The 10,919-nt window shown below is 52.4% G+C and carries 9 protein-coding genes, 6 tRNA genes and 3 rRNA genes (1 of these 18 cut by a window edge); all 18 read left to right on the top strand.

Features of this window, described 5'->3' with window-relative positions; translation table 11 throughout:
- A 16S ribosomal RNA gene (locus ABCR88_RS29710) occupies positions 1-250 on the top strand (it extends 1,289 nt beyond the left edge of the window).
- Between the two features lie 123 nt (positions 251-373).
- Positions 374-450 (top strand) — tRNA-Ile (locus ABCR88_RS29705).
- Between the two features lie 10 nt (positions 451-460).
- A tRNA-Ala gene (locus ABCR88_RS29700) sits at positions 461-536 on the top strand.
- 233 nt (positions 537-769) lie between these two features.
- Positions 770-3,661 (top strand): 23S ribosomal RNA (locus ABCR88_RS29695).
- Between the two features lie 138 nt (positions 3,662-3,799).
- Positions 3,800-3,915 (top strand): 5S ribosomal RNA (gene rrf, locus ABCR88_RS29690).
- The 16S, 23S and 5S rRNA genes sit together here with 2 tRNA genes alongside, the layout of an rRNA operon.
- A gap of 168 nt (positions 3,916-4,083) precedes the next feature.
- Positions 4,084-5,046: a bifunctional biotin--[acetyl-CoA-carboxylase] ligase/biotin operon repressor BirA gene (gene birA / locus ABCR88_RS29685; protein WP_053160208.1), complete on the top strand. Its 963-nt coding sequence runs from the start codon at positions 4,084-4,086 to the stop codon at positions 5,044-5,046.
- Positions 5,047-5,213: 167 nt separating this feature from the next.
- Positions 5,214-5,660, top strand: coding sequence for a hypothetical protein (locus tag ABCR88_RS29680; protein WP_041120050.1), 447 nt, complete (start codon positions 5,214-5,216; stop codon positions 5,658-5,660).
- Positions 5,661-5,802: 142 nt separating this feature from the next.
- Positions 5,803-5,887: transfer RNA gene (locus ABCR88_RS29675), tRNA-Tyr, on the top strand.
- A 24-nt stretch (positions 5,888-5,911) separates the two neighbouring features.
- Positions 5,912-5,985: transfer RNA gene (locus ABCR88_RS29670), tRNA-Gly, on the top strand.
- A 26-nt stretch (positions 5,986-6,011) separates the two neighbouring features.
- Positions 6,012-6,087, top strand: a tRNA-Thr gene (locus ABCR88_RS29665).
- Between the two features lie 84 nt (positions 6,088-6,171).
- The gene (gene tuf, locus ABCR88_RS29660; protein ID WP_011063776.1) at positions 6,172-7,365 is read left to right on the top strand and encodes an elongation factor Tu; all 1,194 of its coding nucleotides are present in this window, start codon (positions 6,172-6,174) and stop codon (positions 7,363-7,365) included.
- Between the two features lie 54 nt (positions 7,366-7,419).
- A tRNA-Trp gene (locus ABCR88_RS29655) sits at positions 7,420-7,495 on the top strand.
- A gap of 45 nt (positions 7,496-7,540) precedes the next feature.
- A complete protein-coding gene (secE, locus tag ABCR88_RS29650) occupies positions 7,541-7,909 on the top strand; it encodes a preprotein translocase subunit SecE (protein WP_011063783.1) in 369 nt (122 codons plus the stop codon).
- 9 nt (positions 7,910-7,918) lie between these two features.
- Positions 7,919-8,452, top strand: coding sequence for a transcription termination/antitermination protein NusG (nusG, locus tag ABCR88_RS29645; RefSeq protein ID WP_002555501.1), 534 nt, complete (start codon positions 7,919-7,921; stop codon positions 8,450-8,452).
- A 118-nt stretch (positions 8,453-8,570) separates the two neighbouring features.
- Entirely contained in the window at positions 8,571-9,002 is a 432-nt protein-coding gene (gene rplK, locus ABCR88_RS29640; RefSeq protein WP_003176435.1) for a 50S ribosomal protein L11, read from the top strand.
- Complete coding sequence (gene rplA / locus ABCR88_RS29635; RefSeq protein WP_011063782.1) at positions 9,002-9,697, top strand: 50S ribosomal protein L1; 696 nt, start codon at positions 9,002-9,004, stop codon at positions 9,695-9,697. The genes rplK and rplA overlap by 1 nt, the downstream gene beginning before the upstream one ends.
- 198 nt (positions 9,698-9,895) lie before the next feature.
- Positions 9,896-10,396 carry a 50S ribosomal protein L10 gene (gene rplJ / locus ABCR88_RS29630; protein WP_011063781.1) on the top strand — a complete coding sequence of 167 codons (501 nt, stop codon included), beginning with the start codon at positions 9,896-9,898 and terminating at the stop codon, positions 10,394-10,396.
- Positions 10,397-10,476: 80 nt separating this feature from the next.
- Positions 10,477-10,842 carry a 50S ribosomal protein L7/L12 gene (rplL, locus tag ABCR88_RS29625; protein WP_011063780.1) on the top strand — a complete coding sequence of 122 codons (366 nt, stop codon included), beginning with the start codon at positions 10,477-10,479 and terminating at the stop codon, positions 10,840-10,842.
- The last annotated feature ends 77 nt before the right edge of the window (positions 10,843-10,919 follow it).

Below are 10,919 nucleotides of genomic sequence, written 5' to 3'. Positions count from 1 at the left end.
GATCGTAGTCCGGATCGCAGTCTGCAACTCGACTGCGTGAAGTCGGAATCGCTAGTAATCGCGAATCAGAATGTCGCGGTGAATACGTTCCCGGGCCTTGTACACACCGCCCGTCACACCATGGGAGTGGGTTGCACCAGAAGTAGCTAGTCTAACCTTCGGGAGGACGGTTACCACGGTGTGATTCATGACTGGGGTGAAGTCGTAACAAGGTAGCCGTAGGGGAACCTGCGGCTGGATCACCTCCTTAATCGACGACATCAGCTGCTTCATAAGCTCCCACACGAATTGCTTGATTCATTGAAGAAGACGATAGAAGCAGCTTTAAGCTCCAAGCTGATAGCTCCAAGCTAACAGTTACAAGCTCGAAATTGGGTCTGTAGCTCAGTTGGTTAGAGCGCACCCCTGATAAGGGTGAGGTCGGCAGTTCGAATCTGCCCAGACCCACCAATTTTGTTATGGGGCCATAGCTCAGCTGGGAGAGCGCCTGCCTTGCACGCAGGAGGTCAGCGGTTCGATCCCGCTTGGCTCCACCATAAACTGCTTCTGAAAGCTTAGAAATGAGCATTCACTTTGAATGTTGATTTCTAGTCTTTTGATTAGATCGTTCTTTAAAAATTTGGGTATGTGATAGAAAGATAGACTGAACGTTACTTTCACTGGTAACGGATCAGGCTAAGGTAAAATTTGTGAGTTCTCTTTTAATTAAGAATGCAAATTTTCGGCGAATGTCGTCTTCATAGTATAACCAGATTGCTTGGGGTTATATGGTCAAGTGAAGAAGCGCATACGGTGGATGCCTTGGCAGTCAGAGGCGATGAAAGACGTGGTAGCCTGCGATAAGCTTCGGGGAGTCGGCAAACAGACTTTGATCCGGAGATCTCTGAATGGGGGAACCCAGCCATCATAAGATGGTTATCTTGTACTGAATACATAGGTGCAAGAGGCGAACCAGGGGAACTGAAACATCTAAGTACCCTGAGGAAAAGAAATCAACCGAGATTCCCTTAGTAGTGGCGAGCGAACGGGGACTAGCCCTTAAGTGGCTTTGAGATTAGCGGAACGCTCTGGAAAGTGCGGCCATAGTGGGTGATAGCCCTGTACGCGAAAATCTCTTAGTCATGAAATCGAGTAGGACGGGGCACGAGAAACCTTGTCTGAATATGGGGGGACCATCCTCCAAGGCTAAATACTACTGACTGACCGATAGTGAACTAGTACCGTGAGGGAAAGGCGAAAAGAACCCCGGAGAGGGGAGTGAAATAGATCCTGAAACCGTATGCGTACAAGCAGTGGGAGCAGACTTTGTTCTGTGACTGCGTACCTTTTGTATAATGGGTCAGCGACTTATTTTCAGTGGCAAGCTTAACCGAATAGGGGAGGCGTAGCGAAAGCGAGTCTTAATAGGGCGTCTAGTCGCTGGGAATAGACCCGAAACCGGGCGATCTATCCATGGGCAGGTTGAAGGTTAGGTAACACTGACTGGAGGACCGAACCGACTACCGTTGAAAAGTTAGCGGATGACCTGTGGATCGGAGTGAAAGGCTAATCAAGCTCGGAGATAGCTGGTTCTCCTCGAAAGCTATTTAGGTAGCGCCTCATGTATCACTGTAGGGGGTAGAGCACTGTTTCGGCTAGGGGGTCATCCCGACTTACCAAACCGATGCAAACTCCGAATACCTACAAGTGCCGAGCATGGGAGACACACGGCGGGTGCTAACGTCCGTCGTGAAAAGGGAAACAACCCAGACCGTCAGCTAAGGTCCCAAAGTTATGGTTAAGTGGGAAACGATGTGGGAAGGCTTAGACAGCTAGGAGGTTGGCTTAGAAGCAGCCACCCTTTAAAGAAAGCGTAATAGCTCACTAGTCGAGTCGGCCTGCGCGGAAGATGTAACGGGGCTCAAACCATACACCGAAGCTACGGGTATCACGTAAGTGATGCGGTAGAGGAGCGTTCTGTAAGCCTGTGAAGGTGAGTTGAGAAGCTTGCTGGAGGTATCAGAAGTGCGAATGCTGACATGAGTAACGACAATGGGTGTGAAAAACACCCACGCCGAAAGACCAAGGTTTCCTGCGCAACGTTAATCGACGCAGGGTTAGTCGGTCCCTAAGGCGAGGCTGAAAAGCGTAGTCGATGGAAAACAGGTTAATATTCCTGTACTTCTAGTTATTGCGATGGAGGGACGGAGAAGGCTAGGCCAGCTTGGCGTTGGTTGTCCAAGTTTAAGGTGGTAGGCTGGAATCTTAGGTAAATCCGGGGTTCTAAGGCCGAGAGCTGATGACGAGTTGCCTTTTAGGTGACGAAGTGGTTGATGCCATGCTTCCAAGAAAAGCTTCTAAGCTTCAGATAACTAGGAACCGTACCCCAAACCGACACAGGTGGTTGGGTAGAGAATACCAAGGCGCTTGAGAGAACTCGGGTGAAGGAACTAGGCAAAATGGCACCGTAACTTCGGGAGAAGGTGCGCCGGTGAGGGTGAAGGACTTGCTCCGTAAGCTCATGCCGGTCGAAGATACCAGGCCGCTGCGACTGTTTATTAAAAACACAGCACTCTGCAAACACGAAAGTGGACGTATAGGGTGTGACGCCTGCCCGGTGCCGGAAGGTTAATTGATGGGGTTAGCTAACGCGAAGCTCTTGATCGAAGCCCCGGTAAACGGCGGCCGTAACTATAACGGTCCTAAGGTAGCGAAATTCCTTGTCGGGTAAGTTCCGACCTGCACGAATGGCGTAACGATGGCGGCGCTGTCTCCACCCGAGACTCAGTGAAATTGAAATCGCTGTGAAGATGCAGTGTATCCGCGGCTAGACGGAAAGACCCCGTGAACCTTTACTATAGCTTTGCACTGGACTTTGAATTTGCTTGTGTAGGATAGGTGGGAGGCTTTGAAGCGTGAACGCCAGTTTGCGTGGAGCCATCCTTGAAATACCACCCTGGCAACTTTGAGGTTCTAACTCAGGTCCGTTATCCGGATCGAGGACAGTGTATGGTGGGTAGTTTGACTGGGGCGGTCTCCTCCTAAAGAGTAACGGAGGAGTACGAAGGTGCGCTCAGACCGGTCGGAAATCGGTCGTAGAGTATAAAGGCAAAAGCGCGCTTGACTGCGAGACAGACACGTCGAGCAGGTACGAAAGTAGGTCTTAGTGATCCGGTGGTTCTGTATGGAAGGGCCATCGCTCAACGGATAAAAGGTACTCCGGGGATAACAGGCTGATACCGCCCAAGAGTTCATATCGACGGCGGTGTTTGGCACCTCGATGTCGGCTCATCACATCCTGGGGCTGAAGCCGGTCCCAAGGGTATGGCTGTTCGCCATTTAAAGTGGTACGCGAGCTGGGTTTAGAACGTCGTGAGACAGTTCGGTCCCTATCTGCCGTGGACGTTTGAGATTTGAGAGGGGCTGCTCCTAGTACGAGAGGACCGGAGTGGACGAACCTCTGGTGTTCCGGTTGTCACGCCAGTGGCATTGCCGGGTAGCTATGTTCGGAAAAGATAACCGCTGAAAGCATCTAAGCGGGAAACTTGCCTCAAGATGAGATCTCACTGGAACCTTGAGTTCCCTAAAGGGCCGTCGAAGACTACGACGTTGATAGGTTGGGTGTGTAAGCGCTGTGAGGCGTTGAGCTAACCAATACTAATTGCCCGTGAGGCTTGACCATATAACACCCAAGCAATTTGCTTAAGAAGCGAGTTGCGGTGTGTGAAGACGATACAAACCGAAAGTTTGCGAACACACAAATCTATTACATACCCATTCGCTGGCACGTTGCACAAGCAACGGACTGGCTACCGAATTTCTTGACGACCATAGAGCGTTGGAACCACCTGATCCCATCCCGAACTCAGAAGTGAAACGATGCATCGCCGATGGTAGTGTGGGGTTTCCCCATGTGAGAGTAGGTCATCGTCAAGATTAAATTCCGAAACCCCAACTGCATATGCAGTTGGGGTTTTGTTTTTGCGCGTGAAAAATAGGTTTGATTTTTTGCTGTCTCGATCGACTTGCTCGTCAGGTGGGGGTTTCTATGCAATGGCGCTGGGCATGGCTATCATGCCTGCCTCATGGTGAGGCGGAAACTGCATGTCGACGTTGTTAGAGCTTCTGAAAGATGGGCGATTTCACTCGGGTCAGGCGCTCGGTCAGGCGCTGGGTGTTAGCCGTAGTGCTATATGGAAGCAGTTACAGCTTCTTGAGGCGGAGTTGGGGCTTGTCATTCATAAGGTGCGAGGCCGCGGTTACCAGCTGGCCACTCCAATCACATTGCTGAGCAGTGCTGAGATAGGTCGCTCCTCTATTTCCAGTGGCTCCTGGGATATCCGAATTCTCGACTCTATCGACTCCACGAATGCACAGGCGCTGCGATCCATTGAAGAAGGGAGTGTGGCTCCTTTTCTTGTGCTAGCTGAGCGCCAGACGGTGGGGCGAGGCCGTCGTGGTCGTAAGTGGGTAAGCCCTTTTGCCGAAAATATCTATTACAGCCTCGTCTTGCGTATGGACGGAGGTCTCCGGCAATTGGAAGGGCTTAGCCTGGTCGTTGGGTTGGCGGTCATGCATACCCTTCGTGAGTATGGAATTCCTGGTGCGGGTTTGAAGTGGCCAAATGATGTTTTGGTTGGTCAGAAGAAGGTCGCGGGGATACTTTTGGAGTTGGTGGGTGATCCTGCGGATGTGTGTCATGTGGTTCTGGGCATTGGGATCAATGTGAATATGCAAAGCGCTGAAGAGATCGATCAGGAGTGGACTTCGGTGAGGTTGGAGTCTGGCAAGGTTATTGATCGCAATCAGCTTGTTGCTCGATTGAATGAGGTTCTTGTGTCTTATCTGGAGCGTCATCGGCTGAATGGCTTCTCCGCGATCCAGGGCGAGTGGGAGCAAGGTCACCTCTGGCAGGGGCGTGCTGTGTCTCTGATCGCGGGCGTAAATAAGATCGATGGTGTTGTGTTGGGTATTGATCGCCAAGGAGCTTTGCGGTTGAGCGTTGAGGGGGAGGAGAAAACGTATAGCGGCGGGGAGCTCAGTCTAAGGTTGCGTGATGGCTCATGAGTTCGGTCGTCAATGTGCGCTTGCGCGATCTACGGCTAGAAGGTAGGGGGGGGCTGATTCCTTGTGTGGGGTGGGGCTTTGAGTGTTGCATCGGTTCCGCAAGATCAGCTTGTACGTGATCCATCTTTTCGAGTTGTTTAAGCCTTGTCCTCTGTCTTGAGGTTTTTATGCGCTGGTTGTTTCTGTTGTTATTGGTCCTCAATGGCTTTTATTACATCTGGCATCAGCAGGAAGCACCGCTTCGTGCGAAAGAGGTCATGCCTCTCTCACTCTATCGAGGTACTCAGCAGGATATCCGTTTGTTGAGTGAGTCTTCTGATTCGGTCGAGCGGCGGGATAAAGGTAGGTCAGGGGAGGTTGATGCAAGCTGTCTTTATCTGGGGGGCTTTGCTCGTCGAGATACGGCTCAGATGTTGGAGCAGCGGCTTGTAGGGCTGGGGGCTGATGTCAGGCTGCAGTCCTTGAGTGTTCCTGGTTCTTCTGGTTTTTGGCTTCGTGTGACTCCCGAGAGCAAGCATTTGCTGGATGATCTGCAATTGCAGAACCTTGCTAAAGAATTCAATGAGTTAAAACATAAAATAATGCCTTGCGAGGGGGTTGCAACTGTCGAATAGGTTGCATAGAATGGCGCCCGCTCCGCAGCGAAGACTTCACGAAGTCAGCGTCGCGAAGCGAGGTCAACGCAGCTAACCTCAAGATTTTATTGAGAAAATGCTTGACAGAAGGGTGGCATGATATAGAATGTCGCCTCGCTTAGGAGGGGTTCCCGAGCGGCCAAAGGGATCAGACTGTAAATCTGACGTCTACGACTTCGAAGGTTCGAATCCTTCCCCCTCCACCAGATTTAGCGAGAGCTGCAGGCTCCGCGGGTATAGTTTAGTGGTAGAACCTCAGCCTTCCAAGCTGATGATGCGGGTTCGATTCCCGCTACCCGCTCCAAGTTTGCAGGTTTTGCAAAGTGTTACGCTCTTGTAGCTCAGTTGGTAGAGCACACCCTTGGTAAGGGTGAGGTCAGCGGTTCAAATCCGCTCAAGAGCTCCATATAACAAGGCAGATATGAAAATATCTGCCTTTGTTTTAATGGCTTGGGTGACTTGCTCAATTCTTCTCCTAGGGGTGATTTCGATGGCTAAGGAAAAGTTCGAACGTAATAAGCCGCACGTTAACGTGGGTACTATCGGTCACGTTGACCACGGTAAAACCACTTTGACTGCTGCTCTGACTCGCGTTTGCTCCGAAGTTTTCGGTTCGGCTCGTGTTGACTTCGACAAGATCGACAGCGCCCCAGAAGAAAAGGCTCGTGGTATCACCATCAACACCGCGCACGTAGAGTACGACTCGAACATTCGTCACTACGCGCACGTTGACTGCCCAGGTCACGCCGACTACGTCAAAAACATGATCACTGGTGCTGCCCAGATGGACGGCGCGATCCTGGTTTGCTCGGCTGCCGATGGTCCGATGCCGCAAACTCGTGAGCACATCCTGTTGTCCCGTCAGGTAGGCGTTCCGTACATTGTTGTCTTCCTGAACAAGGCTGACATGGTTGACGACGCTGAGCTGCTGGAACTGGTTGAGATGGAAGTGCGCGATCTGCTGAGCACTTACGACTTCCCAGGTGACGACACTCCGATCATCATCGGTTCGGCTCTGATGGCTCTGAACGGCCAAGACGACAACGAAATGGGTACCACCGCTGTTAAGCGTCTGGTAGAAACTCTGGATACCTACATCCCAGAGCCAGAGCGTGCAATCGACAAGCCGTTCCTGATGCCAATCGAAGACGTGTTCTCGATCTCCGGTCGTGGTACCGTGGTAACTGGCCGTGTTGAGCGTGGTATCGTTCGCATCCAGGAAGAAGTTGAGATCGTTGGTCTGCGCGACACTCAGAAAACTACCTGCACCGGCGTTGAAATGTTCCGCAAGCTGCTCGACGAAGGTCGTGCTGGCGAGAACTGCGGTGTTCTGCTGCGTGGTACCAAGCGTGACGACGTTGAGCGTGGCCAGGTTCTGGTTAAGCCAGGCACCGTTAAGCCGCACACCAAGTTCACCGCTGAAGTTTACGTTCTGAGCAAGGAAGAAGGCGGCCGTCATACTCCGTTCTTCAAAGGCTACCGTCCACAGTTCTACTTCCGTACTACTGACGTGACTGGTAACTGCGAGCTGCCAGAAGGCGTTGAAATGGTAATGCCAGGTGACAACATCCAGATGACTGTCACTCTGATCAAAACCATCGCGATGGAAGATGGTCTGCGTTTCGCTATCCGTGAAGGCGGTCGTACCGTCGGCGCTGGCGTCGTAGCCAAGGTCATCGAATAAGTTCTTGATATATCTCCATCGGGCCGACATAATGGTCGGCCTGATTTTGTTTTTAGGTCAGTAGCTCAATTGGCAGAGCGACGGTCTCCAAAACCGTAGGTTGGGGGTTCGATTCCCTCCTGACCTGCCAGATTCACTCAATGTGTCTGGCTTTCTTTTCACAGGATCTTCATAGATGACTCCTAAGGCTGAAGCTCAAGGTTCTCGCTTCGACTTGCTCAAGTGGCTCGTTGTTGTTGCCTTGGTGATTGTTGGTGTTGTTGGCAATCAGTACTACTCTGCTTCGCCGATCCTGTACCGTGTCTTGGCGCTACTTGTCATTGCTGCAGTTGCTGCCTTCGTTGGCTTGCAGACTGCCAAGGGTAAGTCGTTCTTTGTCCTGGTTAAGGAAGCGCGCACTGAGATTCGTAAAGTCGTATGGCCAACTCGCCAAGAGACCACGCAGACCACGTTGATTGTCGTGGCTGTGGTTCTGGTCATGGCGTTGCTGTTGTGGGGGCTAGATTCCCTGCTCGGCTGGCTTGTTTCCTTGATTGTTGGCTAAGGGTGTCCCGTGGCTAAGCGTTGGTACGTTGTGCATGCTTACTCGGGTTACGAGAAGCATGTAATGCGTTCGTTGATCGAGCGTGTGAAGCTGGCTGGCATGGAAGATGGCTTCGGCGAGATTCTGGTCCCCACTGAAGAAGTGGTTGAGATGCGCAATGGCCAGAAGCGCAAAAGCGAGCGTAAATTCTTTCCAGGCTATGTGCTGGTACAGATGGATATGAATGAGGGTACTTGGCACTTGGTCAAGGACACTCCTCGTGTAATGGGCTTTATTGGTGGTACTGCCGATAAGCCGGCTCCTATCACTGACAAAGAGGCGGAAGCGATTCTGCGTCGCGTTGCTGATGGCAGCGACAAGCCCAAGCCTAAGACCCTGTTTGAGCCGGGTGAGGTGGTCCGTGTTACTGACGGCCCATTCGCTGACTTTAACGGTACGGTTGAAGAAGTTAACTACGAAAAGAGCCGCATTCAGGTGGCAGTGCTCATTTTCGGTCGCTCTACTCCGGTAGAGCTAGAGTTCAGTCAGGTCGAGAAGGCATAACTGAACGAGAATCCCATACCCCGCAGCCTTAGGCTGTGGGGTTTTTTCGTCACTGGGATAAACGCGCAAGTAACCGGGGAGCCTATCTAGGCGTCTGAACCCGTAATTGGAGTGCCTCATGGCTAAGAAGATTACTGCTTACATCAAGCTGCAAGTTAAGGCCGCTCAGGCCAACCCAAGTCCACCCGTTGGTCCAGCTCTGGGTCAGCACGGCGTGAACATCATGGAGTTCTGCAAAGCTTTCAACGCCCGTACTCAGGGTCTTGAGCCAGGTCTGCCGACTCCTGTGATCATCACTGTTTACAGTGACCGCAGCTTCACTTTCGAAACTAAGAGCACCCCTGCTTCGGTTCTGCTGAAGAAAGCTGCTGGCCTGACCAGCGGTTCCGCTCGTCCAAACACCGTTAAGGTTGGCACTGTTACCCGTGCTCAGCTGGAAGAAATCGCGAAAACCAAAAACGCGGATCTGACTGCAGCTGATATGGATGCAGCCGTGCGTACTATCGCCGGTTCTGCTCGTAGCATGGGCCTTAACGTGGAGGGTGTGTAATGGCTAAGCTGACCAAGCGCCAAAAGGCTATCGCCGGCAAGATTGAAGCAGGCAAGGCCTACAACTTCGTAGAAGCCGCCGCTCTCCTGACCGAGCTGTCGACCGTTAAGTTCAGCGAGTCCGTAGACGTTGCTGTGAACCTGGGCGTAGACCCACGTAAATCTGACCAGGTTGTTCGTAGCGCTACTGTGCTGCCACACGGCACTGGCAAGACTGTACGTGTAGCTGTGTTCACCCAGGGCCCAGCAGCTGAAGCTGCTCTGGCTGCCGGTGCAGACCGCGTAGGTATGGACGATCTGGCTGCCGAAATGAAAGGCGGCGACCTGAACTATGACGTAGTTATTGCTTCCCCGGATGCAATGCGCGTTGTGGGTCAGCTGGGTCAGGTTCTGGGTCCTCGCGGCCTGATGCCTAACCCGAAAGTCGGTACCGTTACTCCAGACGTAGCTTCGGCAGTTAAGAACGCCAAGGCTGGTCAGGTTCGCTATCGCACCGACAAAAACGGCATCATCCACACTTCCGTTGGCAAGGTCGGCTTCGACGCCGTCAAGCTGAAGGAAAACGTTGAAGCCCTGATCGCTGACCTGAAGCGTATCAAGCCAGCTTCTTCGAAAGGCATCTACGTCAAGCGCGTTACCCTGAGCACCACTATGGGCCCAGGTCTGGTCATCGACCAGGGTTCGCTGGACGTATAAGACACAAGCGCGTGCAAGCAATTGCGCGCGCTGAAAAATTGGGGTCCCTGCCTGGCGGGGGCTATCCAAGACCGTAGGCGACGCAAGTCTTAAACCTCAAGCCTACGCAGATGGTGCTCCCGGTTCCTTACCGAATCAGACACCAAAACGACATCCAGCTCCGGTTGGATGAAACGGTAACAAGCAGGAGTTAAACCCGTGGCAATTAAACTCGAAGACAAGAAGGCCATCGTCGCTGAAGTCAACGAGGCTGCCAAAGCCGCTCTGTCCGCTGTCGTGGCTGATGCCCGTGGTGTGACAGTAGGCGCTATGACCGGACTCCGTAAAGAGGCCCGCGAAGCTGGTGTTTATGTACGTGTCGTACGTAACACCCTGCTCAAGCGCGCTGTTGAAGGCACTCAATATGACGTGCTCAACGACGCGTTCGTCGGCCCTACCCTGATTGCATTCTCCAAGGAACATCCGGGCGCTGCCGCTCGTATTTTCAAAGAGTTCGCAAAGGGTCAGGAAAAGTTCGAGATCAAGGCAGCTGCGTTCGAGGGCAAGTACCTCGCAGCAAACGAGATCGACGTGTTGGCTTCGCTGCCAACTCGCGACGAAGCTATTGCGAAGCTGATGAGCGTGATTCAAGGCGCTACCAGCAAGCTGGCTCGTACTCTGGCGGCTATTCGCGACCAGAAAGAAGCTGCTGCTGCCTAAGGCACTGCAAGCCCTTTCAAAATCATATGTTTAATTTGATGGCTGCGTAGGCTGTCACCCCAATACAGGAATTTATAGTCATGTCTCTGACTAACGAGCAAATCATCGAAGCAATCGGCCAGAAAACCGTTCTGGAAGTTGTTGAGCTGATCAAAGCAATGGAAGAAACCTTCGGCGTTACCGCTGCTGTTGCCGCTGCTGGCCCAGCTGCTGCTGCCGCTGTTGTTGAAGAGCAAACTGAATTCAACGTCATGCTGACCGAAGCTGGCGAGAAGAAAGTTAACGTGATCAAGGCTGTACGTGAACTGACCGGTCTGGGCCTGAAAGAAGCCAAGGCTGTAGTTGACGGCGCTCCTGCCATGGTTCTGGAAGCTGTTGCTAAAGAAGCAGCTGACAAAGCCAAAGCAGCTCTGGAAGAAGCAGGCGCTAAAGTCGAGCTCAAGTAAGCATCGACTTTGTGTCTCCAGCCCAAGCGTTAAGCGAACGGCTGATGGCTGGTGGCTTTTGCCACCGGCCTTTTTCC

The organism is Pseudomonas sp. W17 (genome assembly GCF_040268305.1).
Taxonomy (GTDB): domain Bacteria; phylum Pseudomonadota; class Gammaproteobacteria; order Pseudomonadales; family Pseudomonadaceae; genus Aquipseudomonas; species Aquipseudomonas protegens.
The sequence above is the reverse complement of the archived record's forward strand: the minus strand, read 5'-3'. Positions and strand labels throughout refer to the sequence as shown.